Source organism: Enhydrobacter sp. (genome assembly GCA_025808875.1).
Lineage (GTDB): Bacteria > Pseudomonadota > Alphaproteobacteria > Reyranellales > Reyranellaceae > Reyranella.
On sequence record CP075528.1, the window covers coordinates 21,093 to 45,562 of the forward strand.

The 24,470-nt window shown below is 68.2% G+C and carries 22 protein-coding genes; 7 read left to right on the forward strand and 15 right to left on the reverse strand.

Features of this window, described 5'->3' with window-relative positions; genetic code table 11:
- Positions 1-4: 4 nt before the first annotated feature.
- The 8 genes from KIT25_00110 to KIT25_00145 form a co-directional block, all read right to left on the reverse strand.
- The gene (locus tag KIT25_00110) at positions 5-1,612 is read right to left on the reverse strand and encodes an FMN-binding glutamate synthase family protein (GenBank protein UYN97774.1); all 1,608 of its coding nucleotides are present in this window, start codon (positions 1,610-1,612) and stop codon (positions 5-7) included.
- Between the two features lie 102 nt (positions 1,613-1,714).
- A complete protein-coding gene (locus KIT25_00115) occupies positions 1,715-2,794 on the reverse strand; it encodes a flavodoxin family protein (protein UYN95390.1) in 1,080 nt (359 codons plus the stop codon).
- A gap of 10 nt (positions 2,795-2,804) precedes the next feature.
- A complete protein-coding gene (locus KIT25_00120; GenBank protein UYN95391.1) occupies positions 2,805-3,155 on the reverse strand; it encodes a LysR family transcriptional regulator in 351 nt (116 codons plus the stop codon).
- A 9-nt stretch (positions 3,156-3,164) separates the two neighbouring features.
- Positions 3,165-4,217, reverse strand: a complete 1,053-nt coding sequence (gene modC / locus KIT25_00125; protein UYN95392.1) for a molybdenum ABC transporter ATP-binding protein — start codon at positions 4,215-4,217, stop codon at positions 3,165-3,167.
- Positions 4,214-4,891: a molybdate ABC transporter permease subunit gene (gene modB, locus KIT25_00130; GenBank protein ID UYN95393.1), complete on the reverse strand. Its 678-nt coding sequence runs from the start codon at positions 4,889-4,891 to the stop codon at positions 4,214-4,216. The genes modC and modB overlap by 4 nt, the downstream gene beginning before the upstream one ends.
- A complete protein-coding gene (gene modA, locus KIT25_00135; GenBank protein UYN97775.1) occupies positions 4,888-5,673 on the reverse strand; it encodes a molybdate ABC transporter substrate-binding protein in 786 nt (261 codons plus the stop codon). The genes modB and modA overlap by 4 nt, the downstream gene beginning before the upstream one ends.
- Before the next feature lie 13 nt (positions 5,674-5,686).
- Positions 5,687-6,538 carry a sulfoxide reductase heme-binding subunit YedZ gene (locus tag KIT25_00140; GenBank protein ID UYN95394.1) on the reverse strand — a complete coding sequence of 284 codons (852 nt, stop codon included), beginning with the start codon at positions 6,536-6,538 and terminating at the stop codon, positions 5,687-5,689.
- A gap of 47 nt (positions 6,539-6,585) precedes the next feature.
- Positions 6,586-7,263: a hypothetical protein gene (locus tag KIT25_00145; GenBank protein UYN95395.1), complete on the reverse strand. Its 678-nt coding sequence runs from the start codon at positions 7,261-7,263 to the stop codon at positions 6,586-6,588.
- A gap of 36 nt (positions 7,264-7,299) precedes the next feature.
- On the opposite strand from KIT25_00145, the gene KIT25_00150 reads away from it, so the two are divergent.
- From KIT25_00150 to KIT25_00160, 3 genes are all read left to right on the forward strand, one after another.
- Positions 7,300-8,484, forward strand: a complete 1,185-nt coding sequence (locus KIT25_00150; protein UYN95396.1) for a mandelate racemase/muconate lactonizing enzyme family protein — start codon at positions 7,300-7,302, stop codon at positions 8,482-8,484.
- Positions 8,485-9,176: 692 nt separating this feature from the next.
- Positions 9,177-9,815, forward strand: a complete 639-nt coding sequence (locus KIT25_00155; GenBank protein ID UYN95397.1) for an NIPSNAP family protein — start codon at positions 9,177-9,179, stop codon at positions 9,813-9,815.
- A gap of 51 nt (positions 9,816-9,866) precedes the next feature.
- A complete protein-coding gene (locus KIT25_00160; protein ID UYN95398.1) occupies positions 9,867-12,221 on the forward strand; it encodes a xanthine dehydrogenase family protein molybdopterin-binding subunit in 2,355 nt (784 codons plus the stop codon).
- Here the strand turns inward: KIT25_00160 and KIT25_00165 are convergent.
- Positions 12,203-12,784 (reverse strand): glutathione S-transferase family protein, encoded by a 582-nt coding sequence (locus KIT25_00165; protein UYN95399.1) that lies wholly within the window; start codon positions 12,782-12,784, stop codon positions 12,203-12,205. The two genes, KIT25_00160 and KIT25_00165, sit on opposite strands and share 19 nt — an antisense overlap.
- Before the next feature lie 25 nt (positions 12,785-12,809).
- Entirely contained in the window at positions 12,810-14,504 is a 1,695-nt protein-coding gene (locus tag KIT25_00170) for an ABC transporter substrate-binding protein (protein ID UYN97776.1), read from the reverse strand.
- 157 nt (positions 14,505-14,661) lie between these two features.
- On the opposite strand from KIT25_00170, the gene KIT25_00175 reads away from it, so the two are divergent.
- The 3 genes from KIT25_00175 to KIT25_00185 all read left to right on the forward strand — a co-directional run bounded on the left by KIT25_00175 (position 14,662) and on the right by KIT25_00185 (position 17,316).
- Complete coding sequence (locus tag KIT25_00175; protein ID UYN97777.1) at positions 14,662-15,660, forward strand: ABC transporter ATP-binding protein; 999 nt, start codon at positions 14,662-14,664, stop codon at positions 15,658-15,660.
- Positions 15,657-16,670 (forward strand): dipeptide ABC transporter ATP-binding protein, encoded by a 1,014-nt coding sequence (locus KIT25_00180; protein UYN95400.1) that lies wholly within the window; start codon positions 15,657-15,659, stop codon positions 16,668-16,670. Before KIT25_00175 ends, KIT25_00180 begins: the two co-directional genes overlap by 4 nt.
- 160 nt (positions 16,671-16,830) lie before the next feature.
- Positions 16,831-17,316: a sel1 repeat family protein gene (locus tag KIT25_00185; GenBank protein UYN95401.1), complete on the forward strand. Its 486-nt coding sequence runs from the start codon at positions 16,831-16,833 to the stop codon at positions 17,314-17,316.
- 56 nt (positions 17,317-17,372) lie between these two features.
- Here KIT25_00185 and KIT25_00190 read toward each other — a convergent pair whose 3' ends face one another.
- From KIT25_00190 to KIT25_00205, 4 genes are all read right to left on the reverse strand, one after another.
- The gene (locus tag KIT25_00190; GenBank protein ID UYN95402.1) at positions 17,373-18,272 is read right to left on the reverse strand and encodes an ABC transporter permease; all 900 of its coding nucleotides are present in this window, start codon (positions 18,270-18,272) and stop codon (positions 17,373-17,375) included.
- Positions 18,269-19,225 carry an ABC transporter permease gene (locus KIT25_00195; GenBank protein UYN95403.1) on the reverse strand — a complete coding sequence of 319 codons (957 nt, stop codon included), beginning with the start codon at positions 19,223-19,225 and terminating at the stop codon, positions 18,269-18,271. The genes KIT25_00190 and KIT25_00195 overlap by 4 nt, the downstream gene beginning before the upstream one ends.
- A 75-nt stretch (positions 19,226-19,300) precedes the next feature.
- Positions 19,301-20,398, reverse strand: coding sequence for a hypothetical protein (locus tag KIT25_00200; GenBank protein UYN95404.1), 1,098 nt, complete (start codon positions 20,396-20,398; stop codon positions 19,301-19,303).
- A 2-nt stretch (positions 20,399-20,400) separates the two neighbouring features.
- Positions 20,401-22,047, reverse strand: a complete 1,647-nt coding sequence (locus KIT25_00205; GenBank protein UYN95405.1) for a GMC family oxidoreductase N-terminal domain-containing protein — start codon at positions 22,045-22,047, stop codon at positions 20,401-20,403.
- Between the two features lie 94 nt (positions 22,048-22,141).
- Here KIT25_00205 and KIT25_00210 point away from each other — a divergent pair, with 94 nt between their 5' ends.
- Positions 22,142-23,122, forward strand: a complete 981-nt coding sequence (locus KIT25_00210) for a zinc-binding dehydrogenase (GenBank protein UYN95406.1) — start codon at positions 22,142-22,144, stop codon at positions 23,120-23,122.
- On the opposite strand, the gene KIT25_00215 is transcribed toward KIT25_00210, so the two are convergent.
- Complete coding sequence (locus KIT25_00215) at positions 23,123-24,349, reverse strand: MFS transporter (protein UYN95407.1); 1,227 nt, start codon at positions 24,347-24,349, stop codon at positions 23,123-23,125.
- Positions 24,350-24,470: the final 121 nt, after the last annotated feature.

A 24,470-nucleotide genomic window follows, 5' to 3' on the forward strand; every position in this document is an offset into this window, starting at 1 on the left:
CGGCTCAGACCTTGGGGCGGAACGAGTGCGCGTCGGCCATCGCCCAGGGCTGCGTCCAGCGCGGCTTGTCCGAGCCGCTGAGCAGCTCGCCGGCGCCGAGCGGCGGGTAGAGATCGGCGAAGGTCGCCACCTCGCTCGCCGAGATGCGCCGGCTGATGTGGATGGGCGCGAACTGCTGCGGATGGTCCAGCCCGGCCGCGGCGGTGAGCTCGGCGAGCTCGTGCAGCGTGGCGCGATGGAAATTGTGGACGCGTTCCGCCTTGTCCGGCACCACCAGCGCACGCTGGCGGAACGGATCCTGGGTTGCCACGCCGGTCGGGCAGCGGTCGGTGTGGCACGATTGCGACTGGATGCAGCCGACCGCGAACATGAAGCCGCGCGCCGAGTTGCACCAGTCGGCGCCGAGCGCCATCGCCCGCACGATGTCGAAGGCGGTGATGATCTTGCCCGAGGCGCCAATGCGGATGCGGTCGCGCACGCCGATGCCGATCAGCGCGTTGTGCACGAAGTAGAGGCCCTGGCGCATCGGCTTGCCGATGTGGTCGATGAACTCCATCGGCGCCGCCCCGGTGCCGCCCTCCTTGCCGTCGACGACGATGAAGTCGGGATAGATGCCGGTCTCCAGCATCGCCTTGCAGATGGCGAGGAACTCCCATTCGTGGCCGACGCAGAGCTTGAAGCCGGCCGGCTTGCCGCCCGACAGCCGGCGCATCTCGGCGATGAAGCGCATCATCTCGACCGGCGTCGAGAACGCCGAATGGCAGGACGGCGAGACGCAATCGACGCCCATCGGCACGCCGCGCGTCCGTGAGATCTCGGCGCTCACCTTGGGCGCGGGCAGCACGCCGCCATGGCCCGGCTTGGCGCCCTGGCTGAGCTTGAGCTCGACCATCTTGATCTGCTCGTTCGACGCCGCCGCGGCGAACTTCTCGGGGCTGAAGGTGCCGTCGGGGTTGCGGCAGCCGAAATAGCCCGAGCCGATCTCCCAGATGACGTCGCCACCGCCCTCGCGATGGTAGGGGCTGTAGCCGCCCTCGCCGGTGTCGTGCGCGAAGCCGCCGCGCCGGGCGCCGCCGTTCAGGGCGCGGATGGCGTTGGCGCTCAGCGCGCCGAAGCTCATGGCCGAGATGTTGAACACGGAGGCCGAATAGGGCCGCGCGCAGTCGGGCCCGCCGATCGGGACGCGAAACGGCTCCTTCGACACCGGCCGCGGTGCCACCGAATGGTGCATCCACTCGTAGCCCTCGCCGTAGACGTCGTAGTGAGTGCCGAACGGCCGCACGTCGAGCACCATCTTGGCGCGCTGGTAGACGACGGCGCGGCGGTCGCGGCTGAACGGCACGCCGTCCTTGTCGCTCTCGAAGAAGTACTGCCGCATCTCCGGGCGGATCGCCTCGAACAGGAAGCGCAGGTGCGCGGCGATCGGGTAGTTGCGCAGGATCGAGTGCTTCTTCTGCACAAGGTCGTGGATGCCGACGACGACCAGCACGATCGCCACCGCGAAGCAGACGATCAACCAGAAGGATTCGGGCTCCTCGACCAGCGCGACGCCGAGGCACAACACGGCGAGGATCGCCAGCACGAACGGCACCAGCCGGATCTGGAACGGCAGCGTCAGATAGGACACGAGTCTCCCCCCACGACGAACTCCGGTCTCCGCGAGCCTGATACCAGTTTACGCCGGCGAGGAACACGCTCGGGCGGCGGGCGGCGGCTATTTCGGCCGGGGCGCTCGCAGCTTCGCGTCGGGTTGCGGCAGCTTGCCGTCGCGCATCAGCGCGACGGCGCGTACGAGCGCCCGCGCGGCGTTGCGTGTTTCCTCGTGGAGCGCCGCGTCGGCGTCGAGCGCGTCGTGGCTCGAGGCATAGGGCTCGTAGTAGCCGACGTAGCGGTCGAGCGCCGAGGCGTGCCCCGCTGCGACCAATCCCATGTCCGACAGCCAGTCGGCCAGCGACCGGCGCAGCGTCTCGGCGCCCGCCGCATCGCCGTGGACGATCACGGAGAAGACCCGGCCGGCGAGATGGCGCGGATAGTCCCAACCCGCCAATTCGACCTGCTTGGCCTTCGCCGGATCCTTGCCGCCGGTCGAGGTCGGATCGGGATTGCCGCCGTCGGCGCAGACCAGCCGGTCGATCATCGACTTCAGCGCCGTGGGCGCCTGATACCAGTGCACCGGCGTGACGATCATCACGCCGTGCGCCGCCGCCCACAGGGGGTAGATCTCGTTCATCCAGTCGCCGGTCTGGCCCATCGCGTGGTTGGGGTAGCAGGAGCATGGCCAGTGACAGAGCGGCATGGCCGTCGACACGCAGGCCTTGCAGGGATGGATGACGCGCCCGTACTCGGAGGCGAGACGACTGAGATCGAGCACCTCGCAGTCGAATCCCTTCTCCGCCTCGACGATCTCGCGCGCCATCTGGGCGAGGCGCCAGGTCTTCGACATTTCGCCCGGGCAGGTCTGGTCGGAGCGCGGCGAGCCGTTGACGAGCAGGATGCGCGATCGCGCCCCGGCCGACTTCTGCCGCGCCTCGGCGTGCCGGATCGCATCGCGCGCCTCGAGCCACTCGACGGGCAGTTCATGCATGGGGTCGGCGTGGCCGGCGCCGGCGGGCCGCGTGCGCGGCGACTTGCGGTACTCGTCGTAGCCGGACCAGGCGACGTCGATGATCTTCTCGATCTCGTCGGCGACCGCGTCGAAGGCGGGATCGGCGAAGCGGGCGCGCAGGCGACGGGCGAACTCCTGCCTGTCGAGCTGCACGCTCGGCATTCCCTTGCGGACGTTCGCACCCGGCATGGCGCTCCTCCTATCGTCCCCTGGTCGTTCGGCAGATGGCCTGCAACGCTTGCAGATGGCGGACCGTTGCCGACAATGCCTTGCGCTCGATGGTGCGGTAGCGGCGGACGAGCTCGCGGCCACGCATCGTCAGCGCGGCACCACCTCCGGCCCTGCCGCCGGTCTGCGCCGCCACCAGCGGCTCGGCGAAATCGGCGTTGATCTCCGACACGAGCTGCCAGGCGCGCTTGTAGGACATGCCCATGGCGCGGCCAGCGGCGGCTATGGAACCCTCGCGGCCGATGTGCTCGAGCAACGCCACCTTGCCGGGCCCGAGTCGGCCCTCGGGCTCGAAGTCGATGCGAATGCTCAGCCGCGGCATTGGCCCTCCCTAGCTGCGTTCCAGCGAGATGCTCTTGATGACAGCATAGACATCGCGGCCCGGCGCCAGCGCCAGACGCTGCACCGATTTGGCCGTCAGTCGGGCGGCCAGCATCGTCCCGCCGCAGTCGAGACGCACCTCGGCCTGCACGCCCTGCGGGGTGATTCGGCTGACCCGGCCCGGCAGCACATTGAGGGCGCTGATCTCCTCGGGTGGCCGCAGCGAGAGCATGACGTCGCGGGCGCGGATATAGGCACGCACCGCCGTCCCTGCGGGCGCCGCGAGTCGCGGCACCTGCAGTTCGCCCGCGGCCGAGGCGAGCACGGTGAGGCCGAACGTCTCGTCGTGCCGCAGGACGCGGGCCTCCACGACACTGCCGCTGTCGCGGTCGTCGGCGAGCGGCAGGATGTCGGCCACCGACCCGACCGCCGTCACCCTGCCGTCGGCCAGCATCACCACCGTCGTGGCGAGCCGTGCCACCTCGGCCACCGAGTGGCTGACATAGAGGATGGGCAGGCCCATCTCGTCGCGCAGCCGCTCGATGTAGGGCAGGATCTCGCCGCGCCGCGCCTCGTCGAGCGAGGCCAGCGGTTCGTCCATCAGCAAGAGCCTCGGATGGGCCAGCAGCGCCCGGCCGATCGCGACCCGCTGCTTCTCGCCGCCGGAGAGCGAGTCGGGGCGCCGTTCCAGCAGATGGCCGATGCCCAGCAGTTCGACGACTCCGGCGAGGTCGGCGCCGCCGACCCCGCGATTGAACCAGCGGCCGTAAAGCAGGTTGCGCCGCACGCTGAGATGAGGGAACAGCCGGCTGTCCTGGAAGACGTAGCCGACACGGCGACGATGCCGGGCGACGAAGGCGCGGCGCGCCGTGTCGACCAGCACCTCGCCATCGACGGCGATCCGGCCGCGGTCGGGCCGGATCAGGCCGCCGACGATGTCGACCAGGGTGGTCTTGCCCGATCCCGAGCGGCCGAACAGCGCGGTCAACCCGGGCGGCGCGGCGAAGCGCACGCTCAGCCGGAACGCGTCGCGGGCGTGGTCGATGTCGATGTCCAGGCTCATGTCGCCGTCCGGGCGCGGCGCGCCAGCAGCTCCGAGGCCAGCAGGGCCAGCATGGAGATGGCGACGGAGACGAGCGTCAGGCGCATCGCGCCGGCATCGCCGCCGGGAACCTGGGTGAAGGTGTAGATGAGCGAGGGCAGGGTCTGGGTCTCGCCCGGGATGTTGGAGACGAAGGTGATCGTCGCGCCGAACTCGCCCATCGACTTGGCGAAGCACAGGATGGCGCCGGCGATGATGCCGGGCAGGCAGAGCGGCAGGGTGACGGTGGCGAACACCATCGCCGGGTTGGCGCCGAGCGTGCCGGCCGCCGCCTCGAGCTTCGTGTCGACCGCCTCGATCGACAGGCGGATCGCCCGCACCATCAGCGGAAAGCCCATGACGGCACAGGCCAGCGCCGCGCCGGTCCAGCGGAAGGAGAGGACGATGCCGAAATTGTCGGCGAGGAACTCGCCGACCGGGCCGCGCCGGCCGAAGGAGATCAGCAGCAGGTAGCCGGTGACCACGGGCGGCAGGATCAGCGGCAGGTGCACGACCGTGTCGAGCACGCCTTTGCCCCAGAACCGCCCGCGCGCCAGCAACCACGCTACCGCGACGCCGAGCGGCAGGCTGGCCAGGGTCGCCGTGGTGGCGACCAGCAGGCTCAGCCTGACCGCTGCCCACTCTTCCGCGGTCACGTCGACGAACCGGAGCGGACGAGGACGGTGAAGCCCTGCTTCTCGAACGACAGGCGCGCCCTGGCGCCGCGCAGGTAGTCGAGGAAAGCCCTGGCGTCGGCCTTCTTGCTGTCCCTGGTCAGCGCCGCCGGATAGACGATCGGCGGATGGGAGCCGGCCGGGAAGGTGGCGACGATCCTGACGTTGGGTTCGGCCGCGGCGTCGGTGCCGTAGACGATGCCGAGCGGCGCCTCGCCGCGCGCCACCAGCAGCAGCGCGGCGCGCACGTTGTCGGCCTGGGCGAGGCGGTCCCTGACGTCGTTCCAGGCGCCGAGTTTTTCCAGCGCCGCCTTGCCGTACTTGCCGGCCGGCACCGCCGCGACATTGGCCATCGCCAGGCGGCCGCCGTCGAGCGCCTTCGCGAGGTTCGCTCCCGTGATCGCGACCGAGGTCACCTTCGAGTCCTTCGGCGCGATCACAACGATGCTGTTGCCCACCAGGTCGAAGCGCGTGCCCGCGGCGATCAGCTTCCTGTCGTCGACATGGTCCATCCAGGCGAGGTCGGCGGAGATGAACAGGTCGGCCGGCGCGCCGGCCTCGATCTGCCGGGCGAGGGCCGGGCTGGCGGCATAGGAGATCCTGGGCATCCTCTTGCCCGTGTCCTTCGACCAGTTGGTCGCGATCTCGTCGAGCGCGTTCTTCAGGCTGGCGGCGGCGAACACGACGACATCGTCCTGCGCCCGCGCGATGCCCGGCACGAAGGCCAGCGCGAACGCCAGCCCGGTCCATTGTCGTCTCCTCAGCACGGCCTTCCCCTCAGGAGCGCGCTATAGTCGACTGGAAATAGCGCTTCGTCCAGAGGGTTCCGGCGAGGCGGCGCAGCGCCACCAGCGCGATCGCCGCCAGTGAGGCCAGCAGCACCTTGTGCGCCGGCCTTGGGAACAGGTCGGGATCGAGGTTGGCCGACAGCACGGCCAGCAGGCGCTCCGCGCCGAGCTTGTTGACGAGACCGTACCAGCCGACCTCGAAGCCGACGGTGCAGGCCGTCGCGGCGAGGGCGAGCAGCGCCAGGCCGAGATAGCGCGTGCGCAGGCGCGGCGGCAGGATGCGCCACGCCATCAGCCAGGCGAAGAGGCCCGCGGCGACCGCCGCCTCGCCGATGTTGATCTTGGACTGGACGAAGAAGTGCAGGATCGCCAGCAACGCCGCCGGATAGGCCAGCCGGTGCAGGCGCTTCCAGTTGCGCTTCAGCCGGCGCTGCCAGCCGTCGGTCGAGGTGACGGCGAGCGCCACCAGCATCAGCAGGCCGACGAAGCCGATGGCGAGGTAGAAGCGCTTGACGATCTCCGTCGCGACGACGAGCAGGTCCCACTTCTGGTCGAGCACGTAGAGCAGGAAGTGGGCGACGGCGTAGAGCGCCGCCGCCACGCCGATGCGCCGGCGGACCTGCACCAGCGGCGCCCAGTCGAAGGTGCCGCGTGCCGGCGTGAGGGCGAGCGACAGCAGCAGGAAGACGACGGCCCAATCGCCCGTCACGTGCGTGGCGTCGGTGACCGGGCGCGCTCCCAGCGCGTCGGCCCGCCAGCGCCACGCGAGCTCGAGCGCCGGCAGGCAGAGCCCGATCAGCGTGGCGAGGCGCAGCAGGAAGACGGTTCGTCGCGTGGTCACCGGGCCAATCTAGGGGCGGGGCGGCTCGAGCGCCGGTCAAACTTGCGTCAGCGTTCGTTGCCGAAGAGCAGACGATAGGTGCCGATGGTCGGCGGCTGGGTCGCACCGAAGGGCTTCAGCGACGAGGACTTGAACAGCAGCCGCGCCGCCGCGCCCGTGGCGGCGGCATCCGAACCCTCGAGCAGCACCAGCCATTCGATCTGTTCGGTCCTGGGATGGTCCATGCTCTTCTGCTGCACCGGCGCATTGGCGGTTTCGAGATCGTCCTCGAGGGCCGCCGCGCCGACCAGGCCGGGCCGCGCGATCGCGCGCGGCAGGGCATCGTCCCTCAACCACTCGATCAAGGGCCGCGAGCGACCGGGGTCGGGCACGAAGCGCACCGCCGTCAGCGCGCCGCCGACACCGTGCGTCAGGTCGACATGGGCCCGCAGCGTCATGCGCCTGAACTGCGTGAAGCGGCCGGTGACCGACGCGGTCCACGGCGTCGGCTTGGCGAGCATCTCGAGGTAGCGCGGATCGGCGAGGTCGCCGACCTTGTTGCATTCGTAGGTCGCCAGGTACCTGGGCGAGCCGCGCACGGCGACGTAGCGGCGGGCGCGGTGGAAGCCCGGCATGCCGATCCGCTCGTCGATGTGCTCGCGGTTGTACCATTCGTTGAGGTCGCGTTCGTCCCGCGGTTTGACCTCGGCGAACACAGCCAGCATTCCCTTGCCGCGCAGAGACATGGCCTTAGTCTATGCGGTCTGCGCGGGAGGAAACAGATGAAGATCGCCAAGATCGAGGATTTGCACTGCAACGCCGGCTGGCGCGACTTTTCGTTCGTCAAGATCACCACCGACGGCGGCATCGTCGGCTGGTCCGAATACAACGAGGGCTACGGCAGCGCCGGCATCACCGCCGTCATCCGCCGCATGGCGCAGGGTCTGATCGGCCAGGATCCGCGGCCGATCGAGCGCATCATGCAGACGATCTACGCCCAGATCCGCCAGGCGCCCTATGGCATCAACCAGCAGGCGATGGCTGCCATCGAGAACGCACTGCTCGACGTCAAGGCCAAGGGGCTGGGCGTGCCGGTTTACGAGCTGTTCGGCGGGCCGGTGCGCACGCGCCTGCCGCTCTACTGGTCGCATTGCGGCAGCTATCGCTTCCGCCATGCCGCCGCGATGGGCGTCGATCCGGTGCGCTCGCTCGACGACCTGGTGAAGCTCGGCCGGCACGTGAAGGAAAGGGGCTTCAAGGCGCTGAAGACCAATATCTTCCGCTTCGATCTCGATCCGCCCGACATGCACCAGCCGGGCTTCGCGCGCACGGCGGGCTATCCCGAGCTCAATCCGGACGGCGCCACCTTGGCGGCCATCGCCGACGGCCTCGCGGCCTTTCGCCAGGGCGCTGGGCCGGACATGGGCATCCTTCTCGACACCAATTTCAACTTCAAGACCGAGGGCTACATAAAGGTGGCGCGGCTCTGCGAGCCCTACGATCTCTTCTGGCTCGAGATCGATTCCTACGATCCCGAGGGCCTTCGGCTGATCCGCGACCGTGCGCCAATGGCCGTCGCCTCCTGCGAATCGCTGTTCACGCGCCGCCAGTTCCGGCCGTTCTTCGAGAACCGCTCGATCGACGTGGCGATCATCGACGTGCCGTGGAACGGCCTCATGGAAGGCCTCAAGATCGCGGCAATGGCCGAGGCCTACGAGATCAACTGCGCGCCGCACAACTTCTACGGCCACATGTCGACGCTGATGAGCGCGCATCTGTGCGCCACCATGCCCAACTTCCGCGTCATGGAGATCGACATCGACGACGTGCCCTGGAAAGACGATCTCGTCACCCATCCCCCCGTCATCGAGAAGGGCGAGCTGATCGTGCCGACCCGTCCGGGTTGGGGCGCCGACGTCAACGAGGAAGCGGTGCGCGCGCACCCACCCAGGAATCCGCATCCCTGACACGCTTCGGAGAGTCGGATTCGCGCGAGACGCCGGAATCGGGGGGTCGAATCGCCTTCCGATGCAGACGCCATCGGCATCGGACGGAATCCATCGACCCGATTAGGTCCGTGAGGGCGCGTCGAGGTAAAATGCGCCCATGAGCACCATGACCACTTCCGGCCGCGAGGGCCGCGCGGGATTTCCCGTATCGACGTTCTGTTTCGCGAACCGCCCGCCGACCCGTCCTCCCGACCCGTGACCGGAGGTTTCCGCAGTTCCCGCAGTTTGCGCAACGCATTCCGGCGGAGAGCAGGCACACCACCCTGAGGGCATCTCGGGCGGGTGCCCGCGACGTCGATTGTCCGGCGACACCCCGCCGGAGGTTTCCGAGGTTTCCGAGATCGATTTCCGCGATTTGCGCGACGGGGTGCGCCCCAAAAGTGAGACAGGGAAACTCCGGCAACTCCGGCCGGCGTTTTTGCTCGTGTGCATGCGATCTCGTCCGATCGGGCCGGCCTCCACTCGAGGCACCTGGGGGATGGCCGCGCCGACCACCGCACATTGAGGAGGAGTGAATTGATTGCCGTTTTTAATTCTCGCGGCCCGACATCTGGGGAAAGGTCTGCTGTCGCTCGCCCGCCCGTCGCGGCCGAATGGACGCTGGCGCCTGCGGGAACCCTGCTCCAGAATGCGCCGCCAACGGAGGAAACATGGTCTACGAACTGCGCTGCTACACGCTCAAGCCCGGCAAGATGCCGGAGTATCTCAAGGCCGCCGAGACGATCGGCCGGCCGGCACGCGGCCAGAACTACGGCGTCAATCACGGTTACTGGACGTCCGAGTTCGGCGCGCTGAACCAGATCTGGCATCTGTGGAAGTACGACAGCTACGAGGAGCGCACCCGCCTGCGCGGCGAGCTCGCCAAGCACAAGCCGTGGACCGAGGGTTACGTGCCGGTGATCCGTCCGCTGATCGAGCGCCAGGATCTCCGCCTGATGAATGCGGTGGTCGATATCCTTCCGGACGACGGCACGACGGGCAATGTCTACGAGCTGCGCATCTACCGCACCGTGCTGGGCGGCGCCCAGCAATATGCCGAGAATTTCAGGAAGGTCCGCGCCGCGCGCGACAAGTACTCCAGGATCTGGGGCGCCTGGACGGGCGAGTTTCCGCAGCCCAACGAATGGATCCACCTGTGGCGCTACAAGAACCTCGAGGAACGCTTCCAGGCCCGCGGCGCGGCGATGAAGGATCCCGAATGGCAGGCCTATCTCGCGAAGGGTCCGCCGAATCTCGCCGAGATGCATTCGACCCTGCTGCTGCCGACGAACTATTCGCCGCTCAAGTGATCGTCGGAGCGCGCCACTGCGATGGCGCACTCCCCTGAGGAGTCCGCGTACATGGATGCCTTGACCGACGACGAGTTGGCGCTGGTAAAGTTCGGGGTCGGCCAACCGGTGCCGCGCAAGGAGGATCCGACGCTCCTGCGCGGCCAGGGCCGCTACACCGACGACATCGATCTTCCGGGCCAGGTCCATGCCGTCATGGTGCGCAGCCGGATCGCGCACGGCGTCCTGAAGGGCATCGACGCCGCGGCGGCCCGCGCCATGCCGGGCGTGCTCGCGGTTCTGACGCACGCCGATCTCGAATCGGCGGGCTTCGGCCCACTGCGCTGCGGCATGAACATCCCCGATCGCGACGGCAAGCCGATGAAGACGCCGCCGCGGCATTCGCTTGCCCGCGACCGCGTGCGCTTCGTCGGCGAGCCGGTCGCCTGCGTCGTCGCCGAGAACGCGATCCAGGCCAGGGACGCCGCCGAGGCCGTCGAGCTCGACATCGACGAACTGCCGGCCGTCACCAGCCCGGCCGAGGCGTTGCGGCCCGATGCGCCGCAAATTCACGACGAGGCGCCGGGCAACCTCGTCCTCGACTTCCACTACGGCGATGCCGACGCGGTGAAGAAGGCCTTTGCCGCGGCCGCTCACGTCACGCGGCTCGAGATCGTTTCCAACCGGGTCGTCGTCAGCCCGATGGAGCCGCGCTCGGCGATCGGCAGCTACGATGCCGGGGCCGATCGCTGGACCCTGCATGTCGGCTGCCAGGGCGTGATGGGCATCCGCGGCGGCCTCGCCAAGGATCTGTTGAACGTGCCGCCGGCGAAGGTGCGCGTGCTCACCGGCAATGTCGGCGGCTCGTTCGGCATGAAGAGCCAGGTCTATCCCGAGTACGGGCCGCTGCTGCTCGCCTCGAAGCTCCTGGGCCGGCCGGTCAAGTGGACCGACGAGCGCTCGGAAAGCTTCCTGAGCGACCACCACGGCCGCGATCATCAGCGCGTCGCCGAGCTGGCGCTGGACAGGGACGGCAACTTCCTCGCCGTGCGGCTGAGCGGCACCGGCAACGCCGGCGCCTACATCTATCCGCCGATGCCGGCCACGACCAATGCGGTGAAGAACATCATCGACGTCTACAAGACGCCGGCCATGGAGGTGAACTCAAAGGTGGTGTTCACCAACACCACGCCGGTCGCCGCCTATCGCGGCGCCGGCCGTCCCGAGGGCAACTACTACATGGAACGGCTGATCGACGCCGCCGCGCGCGAGATGGGCATCGACAAGGTCGAACTGCGTCGTCGCAACCACATCGCGCCGGAGCAGATGCCCTACAAGGCGCCATCGGGCATGAACTACGATTCGGGCGACTTCACCGCGATCCTCGACAAGGCGCTCGCCGCCGCCGACTGGGACGGCTTCGAGGCGCGGCGCCGGCAGAGCGCGGCGCGCAACAAGCTGCGCGGCCGCGGCATCGGCTCCTATCTCGAGGTCACCGGACCGCCGAGCAAGGAATATGGCGGCATCCGCTTCGAGGACGACGGTACGGTCACCATGCTGAGCGGCACGCTCGACTACGGCCAGGGCCACGCCACGCCCTTCGCCCAGGTGCTGAGCGAGCGCACCGGCATCCCGTTCGAGCGTTTCCGCCTGCTGCAGGGCGATTCGGACCAGCTCGAGGTCGGCGGCGGCACCGGCGGCTCCAAGTCGGCGCTGGTCGGCAGTCAGGCCTTCATCGAGGCGGCCGACAGGCTGATCGAGCAGGGCAGGCAGATCGCGGCTCACGTGCTCGAGGCGTCGGCCGTCGACATCGAGTTTTCGCGCGGGCGTTTCACCATCGCCGGTACCGACCGCGGCATCGGCGTCATGGAACTGGCGGAGCGGCTGCGCAGCGGGCTGAAGCTGCCGCCCGACGTGCCGCAGTCGCTCGACGTCAGCCATGTCTCCGACAATCCGCCCTTCTCGTTCCCCAACGGCTGCCACGTGGCCGAGGTCGAGATCGACCGTGACACCGGCATCGTCGAGGTGGTGCGCTACTTCATGGTCAACGACTTCGGCACGGTCATCAATCCGATGCTGGTTGCGGGCCAGGCGCATGGCGGCGTGGTGCAGGGCATCGGCCAGGCGTTGATGGAGCGCACGCTCTACGACCCGCAGGGCCAGCCGGTCGCCGGCACCTACATGGACTACGCCCTGCCGCGGGCCTCCGACGCGCCCGATTTCTCCATCGAGAACCATTCGGTCCCGTGCAAGACCAACCTGCTCGGCGTGAAGGGCTGCGGCGAGGCCGGCTGTGCCGGCGCCTTGCCGTCGGTGATGAATGCCGTGATCGATGCGCTTTCGGAGTACGGCATCCACCACATCGACATGCCGGTGACGCCCGAGAAGGTGTGGCGGATCCTGAACGGTCAGCGCGGCAGCGAGTAGCCGATCTTCTCCTCGATCCCGATCGTCTTCCTCACCGCGGGACGCGCCATCATGCGCTCGTAGTGGGCCTCGATGTTGGGGAAGTCGCCAGGCTTGGGCTCGAGCGAATTGCGGAAGCGCCAGAACAGGCGGAAGAGGTGGATGTCGGCGATCGAGTACTGGCCGACGATCCAGTCCGGCCGGCCGAGCTTGCGGTCGGCGACCTTGTAGACCTCGCGTGCGTGCTCGAGCCCCTCGCGCCGGGCCGGATGGAGGGTCGAGGCGATGTAGGACATCCACGACACGACCTGGGCCTCGCGCTCGGGGTCGTTCACGGGCAGCAGCTCCGCCGCGGGATGGGTGCGCGCCAGATAGAACAGGCAGCCCGCCACCTCGGTGAGCGGCCGGCCGTCGATCACCAGGGTCGGCACCTTGCCGACCGGATTGACGGCGAGGAAGTCGGGCTTGCGCGTGTCCTTGCCGGCGAGCGACAGCGGACGCGCCTCGAAGGGCGCGCCCGTTTCGTGCAGGGCGATGTGCACCGCCATCGAGCTCGAACCGGGGGAGAAATAGAAGGTCAGCATCCTCCGGTGATGGCGTGTCGGCCGGCTACTTGTCGAGCCAGAACGTGTCGAGGCGCACCACGTCGTAGATGCCGAAATAGTCGTTCGGCCGATGGCCCTTCACGTAGTTGTACCAGCCGTCGTTGATCTTCTCCCACGACATGGGGAGCAGCGGCGGGTCTTCTTCCATGATCATCTCGGCCTGCCGGATGTACTCGAGCCGCTTCTTGGCGTCGACCTCGGTGTCGATCTTGGGCAGCAGCTCGTTGAACTTGGCGTTGTTCCACGCCGAGTAGTTCTGCGGCCCGTCCTTGCTGTACCAGGCGTTGAAGTAGTCCGACGGGTCGATCAGCGTCGACACGATCGCGCCGATGGCGAGGTCGAACTTGCCGGTGCGGATGTCGTCGAACCACACCGACTCCACCGTCGTGCGGATCGTCGACTGGACGTTCAGGGTCTGCTGCAGCATGGCCTGGATAGCCTGCGACCACAGCTTGAACGAGGCCACCTCGCGCACGAGGTAGTCGAGGCCGGAGATGCCCTTCTCGTGGCCGGCCGCCTTCATCAGCGCGCGCGCCTCCTTGATCGAGGCGGCCGGATCGGCCTGGTAGCCGAGCCGCTTGCTGAGCTCGGGCAGCGGCGTGGCGAAATCGGAGAACGGATAGATGAAGCCGCCGACCATCATCGGCGCGATGTCCTTCACCACGTCGACCAGCACGGGCTTGTCGAGCACGAGGTGGAAGGCGCGGCGCACCCGCGGATCGTCGAACGGCTTCTTCCTGTTGTTCATCCAAGTCGCCTGGATGACGCTTTGATAGAAGTCGGTGCCCGACATGCCCTGCGTCGACTTCACGCGTCGCAGCGAGCCGGGATCGAGCAGGCGCGCATAGTCGACGCGGCCCGAGAGAAGGCTGGAGCCGAGCTCCGGCGAGAACGGCAGGGCGTGGTAGAACTCGACGCCGTCGAGATAGGGCAGGCCGCCGGCCTTGTTCCAGTAGTTCGGGTGCTTCTCCATCACCCAAACCTCGTTCTCGACCCGCCGCTTGCTCTTGAACGGCCCGGTGCCCGGGATGTCGACGACGCGACGGAGGTTGTAGCCGTTGTCCTCCAGCGTCTTCTTGCGGACGATGCCGTTCCAGCCGCTGGCAATGGCGCCCATGATGAAGCTCGCCGGCCGCGGCGCGGAGAGCTTGAACTCGACGATGTACTTGTCGGGCGTGGCGATCTCCTCGACGGCGGCGAACAGCTTGCCGCGCGGCATGTTGATGCCCTCGGGCGGCTTGCGGATGCGATCGAAGGTCGCCTTCACGTCCTCCGACGTGAGCTCCGCACCGTCGTGGAACTGCACGCCCTTGCGCAGGTGGAAGGTGTAGGTCTTGCCGTCCTTCGAGATCTGCCAGCTGTGGGCGAGGTCGGGGATGATGGTCTTGCCACTGTCGCGCGGATCGCGACGGACCAGGTTGTCGAACATGCAGCCCTGGCTGCCCAGACTGTTGATCGTGCCGGATTGATGGAAGTCGAAGTGCGGCGGCCGCATCGTGATGCCATAGCGCAGCACGCCGCCGGATTTCGGATTGGGCTCGGGCGCGGCGAGCTGGAACTTCGAGCCGTCGAACTCGTTGGGCACGCCCTGCGCCAGGACGGGCCACGACGGAAAGGCCATCGCTCCGCCCATCGCGGCGGCGCCCTTCACGAACTGTCGACGGTTTACGCGGGAACGCTTGGAGTGATTGCTGGACATCGCGTTTCCTCCCGATTGGCCTTTTCCTTTTCGAGCACGGTATGCTCTGATGGCCGGCCTCTCTTGTGCGACCAAAAAGCTAACACGACCTTTCTCAGGGAGTCATCGCTTGAATCCTCGCCAGCCGCGGCCCGGCCCGGTCGGAGAACTGGTGCCGATGCCAGCCCGCACGATTCTGCAAGTCGAGGATCTCCAGACCCACTTCTTCACCGCCGTTGGCACCGTGCGCGCCGTCGACGGCGTTTCATATTCGGTGAAGGCCGGCGAGACGCTCGGCGTGGTCGGCGAATCGGGCTGCGGCAAGAGCGTGACGGCATTGTCGATCCTTCGCCTTGTCGCCAATCCTCCCGGCCGCATCGTCGGTGGTTCGGTGCGCTTCGAGGGCAGGAACCTCTTCGATCTGTCGGACGCGGAGATGGAGCGCATCCGCGGCAACGAGATCTCGATGATCTTCCAGGAGCCGATGACCTCGCTCAATCCGCTCTACACGGTCGGCCACCAGATCGCCGAGGCTGTTGCACTGCACCAGGGATTGAGCAAGCGCGAAGCGTGGCAGCGTGCGGTCGAGATGCTGCGTCGCGTCTCCATTCCCGAACCGGAGCGCAGGTCCCACGCTTATCCGCATCAGCTTTCCGGCGGCATGCGCCAGCGCGTGATGATCGCCATGGCGCTGTCGTGTAACCCCAAGGTCCTCATCGCCGACGAGCCGACCACCGCGCTCGACGTCACCATCCAGGCCCAGATCCTCGACCTGATGCGCGAACTGCAGGAGACCTTCGGCACGGCGATCGTCCTGATCACCCACGACATGGGCGTGGTCGCGGAGAACGCCGACCGCGTGGTCGTGATGTATGCCGGCCGCAAGGTCGAGGAGGCGCCGGCGACCGAGCTGTTCGACAATCCGGCCCATCCCTACACTCGCGGATTGCTGGGTTCGATCCCGCATCTCGACTCGGCGGCGAAGAACGGCGGGCGGCGGGAGCGTTTGAACGAGATCAAGGGCATGGTGCCGTCGCTGTTCAACCTGCCGGCGGGATGCAGCTTCGCGCCGCGCTGCGCCGCTGCCAGCGATCGTTGCCGCACGACCGTTCCGCCGCTCGAACAGCGCCGCCCCGGCCACTGGGTCGCCTGCTGGCATCCCGGAGCGGCGGCATGAGTGCGCCGCCCCTGCTCGAGGTCTCCGGCCTCAAGAAGCACTTTCCGATCCGTCAGGGCCTGTTCTCGCGCGTGTCGGGCCACGTCCATGCGGTCGACGGCGTGTCGTTCACCATCGCGCCCGGCGAAACGCTGGGTCTGGTGGGCGAAAGCGGCTGCGGCAAGTCCACTGTCGGTCGCACGCTGCTCAAGCTGCTCGAGCCGACCGACGGGACGATCAAGGTCGGCGGCGACGACATCACCCATCTCGAACCCGATGCCATGCTGCCCTACCGGCGGCGCATGCAGATGATCTACCAGGACCCCTATGCCTCGCTCAATCCGCGCATGTCGGCGGGCGAGATCGTCGGCGAGCCGCTGATCGTGCACCAACTCGGCTCCCCGGCCGAACGACACGACCGCGTGGCGGCGCTGTTCGAGCGCGTCGGCCTGCGTCCCGAGGCGGTCCACTCCTATCCGCACGAATTCTCCGGCGGCCAGCGCCAGAGGATCGGCATCGCCCGCGCGCTGTCGCTCAATCCCGAGCTGATCGTCGGCGACGAACCGGTGTCGGCGCTCGACGTGTCGATCCAGGCGCAGATCATCAACCTGCTGATGGATCTGCAGGAAGAGTTCGGGCTGTCCTACCTGTTCGTCGCCCACGACCTGGCCGTGGTCGAGCACATCAGCCACCGCGTGGCGGTGATGTATCTCGGCCGCATCGTCGAGATGACCGACCGCAAGAGCCTGTTCGAGATGCCGCTGCATCCCTACAGCGAGGCCCTGCTGTCGGCCGTGCCGATTCCCAAGTCGAGTTCGCGCGGGCGCAAGCGCGTCATTCTGACGGGCGACGTGCCGAGCCCGATCAACCCGCCGTCCGGCTGCCACTTCCACACGCGCTGTCCCTACGCCATGCCGCGCTGCCGTCGGGAGGCGCCCGCCCTGCGCGAAGTCGCCCCCGGGCATCTGGCCGCCTGCCATCTGCACGACGGCGGCGTGACCTTCCCGCTGGGACCTACGAATTATGGATGAAGCTCATGTTCCTCTCCCCCCCTTCGGCGAGAGGCCAGGTGAGGGGGGTACTGCTTGACCCTCCGTTCCGCGGGTTCATCCGGGGAATGTCGGCTGAGCCAGGTTCCGGTCGGGGCGCGACACTGCGCTCCGGTGTAGGCTGCCCGTGAGGAGAACTGCCATGCGCCTTCTGACCTCGCTGCTGCTGGTGTTCCTTTGTACCGCATCGCCCGTGTCCGCTGGCCCCTACGAGGATGGCACAGCCGCCTATTCGCGGAGCGACTACGCGACGGCGATGCGTCTATTGCGCCCGCTCGCCGACCAGGGCAATGGCGGCGCCCAGATCTATGTCGGCATGATGCACGAACTCGGCCAGGGCGTGTCGAAGAACGGCGCGGTGGCGGCGGAGTGGTACCGCAAGGCCGCCGACAAGGGCTGGGCCAGCGCCCAGGGCAACCTCGGCGCCCTGTACGCGCAAGGTCTCGGTGTGCCGCGGGACTACGTGCAGGCCTACAAGTGGTGGACCCTCGCGGCTGCGCGCTTCCAGGCGTCCCAGCGCGAGCGACGCGATATCACCCTCAAGAGCCGCAACGAGATCGCCGCGAAGATGACGCAAGCCCAGATCGCGGAGGCAGAGAGACAGGCGAAGGAGTGGAAGCCGAGGTAAGGACGTTCACACCCTCTCACCTGGCCTCGCCCCCAAGGGGGGGAACATGAAGGTGATCAGACCGAGCCGCGCAGCCTGGGATCGAGCATGTCGCGGATGCCGTCGCCCAGCAGGTTGAAGGCCAGCACGGTGAGCGTGATGGCGGCCCCGGGAAAGAACACCAGCCACCACGGCGGCACGAGCCCGGCATTCAGCGCGTCGGACAGCATGTTGCCCCAGGTCGGATTGGGTGGCGGGATGCCGACGCCGAGGAAGCCGAGCGACGCCTCGATGACGATGGCGACGCCGAGATGCGTGGTGGCGAGGATCAGGTAGGGGGCCACGCATTGCGGCAGGATGTGGCGGAACATCAGCCGCGCATGCGAGGCGCCGATGCCGCGCGCGGCCTCGACATACTGCATCTCCTTGAGCGACAGCACGACCGAGCGGATGACGCGGCCCCCGAACGGGATGCGCGTGACGGCGATCGCCACGATCACCGTGCCGAGCCCGCCGCCCAGCGCCATGGCAATGGCCATCGCCAGTATGAGATCGGGGAAGGATTGCAGGAATTCGATGATGCGCTGACTGACCATGTCGAAGCGGCCGCCGAAATAGCCGCAGGCAAGCCCCCACAGCGCGCCGACGGTCGTGCCGAACAGCACCGCCCCCAGCGCCACCGTGAGCGAGGTCCGGCTGCCGTGGATCACCCGGGAGAGCGTGTCGCGTCCGATCTGGTCGGTGCCGAACCAGTGCGCTTCGCTCGGCGGCTTCTGCATCGCCCGGAAGTCGGACTTGAGCGGCGGGTAGGGCGCGATCGCGGGCGCGGCGACCGCCATGACCACGATCAGCGCTGCGACGACGCCCCAGAAGGCCGATAGCGGCGAGCGGCGCGCGAAAGTGCGCAATCCTCTCCCGATGGCGCGCAGGCGGCCGGGAGGAGCGACGGCGGTCTGGCCGGGCGTGATGACGGTCATCGCAGTCGTATCCTGGGATCGAGCAGGGCGATGGTGATGTCGACCACGATGTTCAGGACGACGAACACCACGGCATAGAGGAACACGAGGTTCTGCATGACGAAGACGTCGCGTTCGCTCACCGCCTGGAACATCGAGTTGCCCAGCCCGGGCGTGCCGAAAGCGCGCTCGACCGGGATCGATCCGGCGAGCACCAGGCCGAGCAGGACGCCGGAAAGGGTGATCACCGGCAGCAGGGCGTTGGGCAAGGCATGCAGCGCGATCACCAGGCGACTGTTCAATCCCTTGGCGCGGGCGGTGCGGACATAGTCCTCGCGGATCACCTCCCGCAGGCTCGAGCGGCCCATGCGCGCGATGTAGGCGGCCTGGCCGAGGCCGAGCACGATGGCCGGTCCGATGACGATCTGCAGATTGCCGATCGGATCGGTGAAGAAGCCGACGCCGGCCATCGGCGCGCGATAGCCGAACCAGAGCAACAGGCCCAGCACGATCAGCATGCCGATCCAGAAGCCCGGCACGGCCAGGAACAGGATGCTGAGGAAGCGCACCACGCTGTCGGCCACGGAATTGGGGCGAAGGGCGCTCACGATCGCCACCGGGATGCCGACCAGCCAGGAGATGATCACCGAAATGAGGGCGATCTCGGCGGTCAGCGGGCCGCGCCGCGCGATCATCTCGGCGACGCTCTCGGAGCGGAAGAAGGAGCGGCCGAAATTGCCGCTGAGGATGTCGCCCACCCAGCGGCCGTACTGGACCCACAGGGGATCGGCGAGTCCCAGTTCGCGCATGTAGCTGGCGCGTTGCTCCTCCGTGAGCTTGGTCAGGCCCTCCGGGCCGAAGATGGCGGCCAGCGGGTCCCCGGGCAGGATGCGCATGATGACGAAGACGATGATCGACACGACGATCACGGTCAGCGCGCCGAACGCCAGCCTCCGCGCGATGTAGCTGTACACGGCTCCTCCCAGCCTGGGGCGCTACGCAACTACTCTTCAGTCTTGTCGTTGGCCGGCATCATAGCCACAGCCGGCTCAGGAAAGAAACCACTCCAGCATCGGGCCGTTCTCGTCGCGCGGATAGGTATGGGAGAGATCGCCGATCTCGCGATAGACGACGGCGGCACCCGCCGACTCCAGCACGCGATGCGCCATCTGCGCCATCTCGGGCGGAAACATCCAGTCCTGGGTGCCGTGCACGATGCGGACCGGCAAACCGCGCAGCCGCACGCCATCGGCCATTTCCATGATCAGCGGATGAAAGCTCGCGGCGACGGGTGCCAGATGAGTGAAGGGGCAATCGCCACGCAGGCCGTAGACGTAGGCGAATGTGCCGCCATCGCTCATGCCCGTCAGCAGCCGCCGTGCCGGATCGACGTTCCAGTGATTCGAGACCTCGGTCAGCATGCGCTCGATGTTGGCACCGTCGATCTCGGGCTCCATCAGCGACCATGTCGATCCGGCCGCCGTCGGCGACAGCACGATCGCGCCGCGGGTGCGCGCCTCGCGCAGCCAGCTCCACAGGAAGGCGCCGCCGTTGCCGCTGCCGCCGTGCAACGCCGCGACCAGCGGCCAGGGACGCGCCGCGTCGTAGTACTCCGGCACGTAGAGCGAGAAGGCGCCGCGCGCTCCGGGCGGGCCGCCGACATGAATGACCCCGGTGTCCTTGCGCATCGGGTTCGACGCCGCAAGACGCGCCGCCAAGGCAGCGTCGCCACGTGCCGGCGCCTCCAGGAAGAAGTGGCTCACCGGCTCGAGATGCGCCGCCATCGGGTAGATGGCGGCGGCGGCCTCGGCGTGGCGTCGCAAGGCCCGGTATGCCGCGCGCAGAGGTTCGGGCGCCTCAAGCGCGGCGACAAGATCGGCGGTGCCGCCGGCGACGGCCGCGGCGGCGCGCTCGATGCAATCGCGCGCCGGCCCGAGGTGCTCGGGCCAGGCGACCGCGCGCGACGCTTCGAGAGCCGGCGCCAGATCGTCGTCGCGGCCCTTCAGGGCCTCGACGAGGCGCGGCAGGTTGGCCGGCGAGAGGTTGCGGCCGGCGAATTCGAGCGCATGCAGGCCGCGCAGCACCGCGGGCACCAGGCGGGCGATCGCCTCGATCGCCGCTTCGCTCTCGCTGCCGGGTTCCGCCATGCTCACTCCCGGAGGACGACGGAGTCGAGCGGCGGCCTGCCGCGGATCATGTCGGCGGCCTTCTCGGCGATCATCAGCACCGAGGCGTTGAGATTGGCCGACGGCATGGTCGGCATGATGGAGGCGTCGACCACGCGCAGGGCGTCCATGCCGCGCACGCGAAGCTCGTCGTCGACCACCGAGGTCGGATCGCCGTCCGGCCCCATGCGGCAGGTGCCCATGAGATGGAAGGTCGTCGTGCCGCGCTGCTTGGCCGCCGACATCAGCTCGTCGTCCGACTGGACGTGAGCGCCGGGAAACTCCTCGCGATCGTAATAGGGGCTGAGCGCCTTAGACGCGAGCAGCCTGCGTGCCAGCTTCATGCCGGCCAGAAGAACCTGCCGGTCGCTCTCGGCGGCCAGGTAGTTCGGCTGGATGATCGGGTGAACGAACGGGTCGGCCGACTTGGCGCGCACGTAGCCGACGCTGTCGGGCCGCTGCTGCCAGGAGGCGATGGTCATGCCGGGGAAATCGTCGAGCGTGGACTGCACGCCCTCCTTGTAGCTCGCCGGCGTGAAGGTGAGTTGCAGGTCGTAGTTGTCGACGCGCTCGTCGGATTTCCAGAAGACGTACACCAGCGTCGGATTGAGCGAGAGGATGCCGCGGCGCGTCAGGGCGTACTTCAGCACCTCGCCGACCAGCCTCAGGCCGTGCGATTTCTCGTTGATGGTCTCGGCGTTCTTCACGCGCGCGACGAAGCGCGGCGCGTAGTGGTCGCGCAGATTCTCGCCGACCCCGGCAAGGGCATGCTTCACCTCGATGCCGAGCGATCGCAGCAGGGGCGCCGGGCCGATGCCCGAGATCTGCAGCAGCTGCGGCGAGTTGACCGCGCCACCACTCAGGATCACTTCGCGGCGAGCGCGCACCTCGGCGGCAGCGCCGTCGCGGCCGCCGGCGCGGTAGCGCACGCCGACCGCGCGCCTGCCCTCGAGCACGATTTCGGTCGCGTGGGCGCCGGTGCGGACCGTGAGGTTGGACCGCTTCATTGCCGGATGCAGGTATCCGCGTGCGGCGCTGACGCGCCGGCCGTTCTGCACGATGCGCTGCACGTAGCTGACGCCCGCCTGGGTGGCGCCGTTGTAGTCGCGGTTGCGCGGAATGCCCATCTCCACCGCGCCTTCGATGAAGGCGTCGCACAGCGGGTCGCGCCAGTCGGTGGCGAGATCGTTGATCGGCAGGTTGCCGTCGCGGCCGCGGAAGACGTCGTCGGCATCCGCCGCCAGGCGCCGCTCGGTGCGCCGGAAGTAGGGCAGCACGTCGCAATAGCCCCAGCTGCGGTTGCCGCGCTGTGCCCAGCCGTCGAAGTCGAGACGCTGGCCGCGATTGTAGATGTGGCCGTTGATCGAGCTCGAGCCGCCCAGCGTCTTGCCGCGCGGTGCCGCGATCCGGCGGCCGCCGGTCCATTCGCTGGCCTCGCTGGTGTAGAGCCAGTTCACCGTGGGATTCACCAGGGTGTACATGAAGCCGGCCGGGATGTGGATGAAGGGATGCCAGTCGCGCGGGCCGGCCTCGAGCACGCACACCGTGGCATTGCCGTCCTCGCTCAGGCGATTGGCCAGCACGCTGCCGGCCGAGCCGGCGCCGACGATGACGTAGTCGAAACTCTCCATTGCAGCCCTTCCTCCTCAAGTTTGGCTTTAGGCAGCCGGCCGTCTGGTGTCAAAGTTGCACGGGCCCGAGGGCCAGTTCCGCAGGGAGGCAGGGATGAAGGCAGTGGTCATTCACGCGACTGGCGGCCCCGATCAACTCAAGGTCGCCGACGTGCCCGATCCTGTTGCCGGGCCGGGCGAGGTGTTGATCGACGTGGCGTTCGCCGGCTGCAACTGGGCCGACACGCAGGTGCGGCTCGGCATCTATCCGCATCCCATGACCTATCCGATGGTGCTGGGCTTCGAAGTCGCCGGCACCGTGGCGGCGCTCGGAACGGGCGTGACGAGCGTCCGGGTCGGCGATCGCGTGGCGGCGTTTCCGGAAGCGGGCGGCGCCTACGCCGAGAAATGCGTCGCCGCCGCCGCCGGCCTGATCCGCCTGCCTGACGCGGTGCCGTTCGACGTCGCGGCGGCCTTCCCGATCCAGGCGCTCACCGCCTATCACATGCTGCATACCGTGTTCGCGATCGAGGCGGGCGATTCGGTGCTGGTCAACGCCATCGGCGGCGGCGTCGGCCTGCAGTGCACGCAACTCGCGGTTCGGGCGGGCGCGCGTGTCATGGGCACGGTGGGCACACCGGGCAAGGAGAAGCGTGCTCTCGAGTATGGCGCCCAGCACGTGGTCGTCATGCCACGAGAGGATTTCGAGAAGGCCGTGCTCGACTTCACGCGCGGGCAGGGCGTCGATCTGGCGATCGACTCCTACGGCGCCACCATGCTCGACCGGACCTTCGCCGTCGTGCGCAAGCTCGGCCACATCATCAGCATCGGCGAGGCCGAAGGGCAGCCCTTCAAGAACATCCGCGAGCGCATCCTGCCGCGTTCCCAGACTTTCACGCGCCTGCATCTGGGGCATGTCGACCGGAACTCCTCGGCATGGCGCGAAGGCGTCAACCACGTGCTCGACGGCATCATGGAAGGTTGGTTGAAGGTGCCGATCGAGGGCAGCTTCGCGCTGGCCGACGCGCCGGAGATGCACCGTCGCCTCGAATCGCGCCACGTCGCCGGCAAGCTCCTGTTGCGCGTGGGTGGTTGATCAGCGGCGGCGCAGGAGAACGACCAGCGCCGCCGTCGCGATCAGCCCGACCGTCGCGATCGTCACCACCGCGCCGCGCGGGCCGTAGGCGTCGGAGAGAACTCCGGCCAGCAGCACGCCCAATGGCCCGGTGCCGATGCAGACGGTGACGATGCCCATCAGCCGCGAGCGCATTTCCGACGGCGCCTCGGTGAGCATGAGCGTGGACTGCATGTTGCCGAAGCCCGCCGTCCCGAAGCCGCCGATCACCAGCGCCGCCAGCGCGACCCAGTAGGAAGGCGAGACCGCCATCACGATCAGCATGACCATGAACAGCGCGGCGCCGCCGGCAAAGGTCAGCCGGCGGTCCATGCGCACCACGCCGGCGGCAATGAGCGCGCCGCCGATCAGGGCGCCCAGCGGTTCGCCGGCGGCGAGCAAGCCCACCAAGGCGGGCGAGACGTCGAACTCGCCCTGGCCGAGGGGGGCCACGAGGCCGGCGTAGGCGAAGGCGAAGGCGTTGGTGACGATGGTGACGCCGAACACCAGCAGGATGGTGGGCTTGGTCCGCGCGAAGGCCAGGCCCTCGGTGATTTCCGCCGGGATGCGGCTGAGCGCCAGCCGCCGCGTCACCTGCGGATGGACGAGGCCCGCCATCGCGACGGCGCCGGCGAACTGGACCAATGCCGTGAGGCAATAGGCGCCCTTCATGTGGAGCCACTGGTAGGCGAGGCCGCCCAGCAGTGGACCGACCATGCGGGTCGCCGCCGACGTCGCCGAATCGAGGGCGATCGCCGGCACGATGCGATGGGGGCCGGCGATCTCGCCGACCATGCGGCGGCGGGTCGACATCTCGGTGGCCCACATCGTTCCGGAGACCAGGTTGCCGAGTGCCACATGCCAGAGCGCGAGATGTCCGGTCGTTGCCAACGTCGCGAGCAGGGTCGAGACCACCGCCGGAACGAGCAGCGCCAGCATGACGATCAGCTTGCGATTCACCGCCTCGGAAACCGCGCCGGCGAAGGCGCCGAACAACAGCTGCGGCAGCTGGCGGGCCGCCACGACGCCGGTCACGGCCAGCGCCGAGCCCGTCACCTCGTAGGCGAACAGACCCGAGGCCAGCAATTCCAGCCAGCGCATCGCGTTGGCGAAGGCGCCAACCAGCCACAATCGCAGGAAGTCGGCATGGCCCAGCAATTCTCGCAGGGCGGACCGGTGTTCGGGATCGGCTTCGTCCGGCGATTTCATGGGATCGTCACGCTAGCGCCGCCGCTGTCGCGGCGGAAAGCGAAAACAGGAAGGAGCGCTCGAAGCGTCGTTGCGTGTTGCGCGGTTCAGCAGCCAGGCTTGCGATGCCGGCGATCGCCGA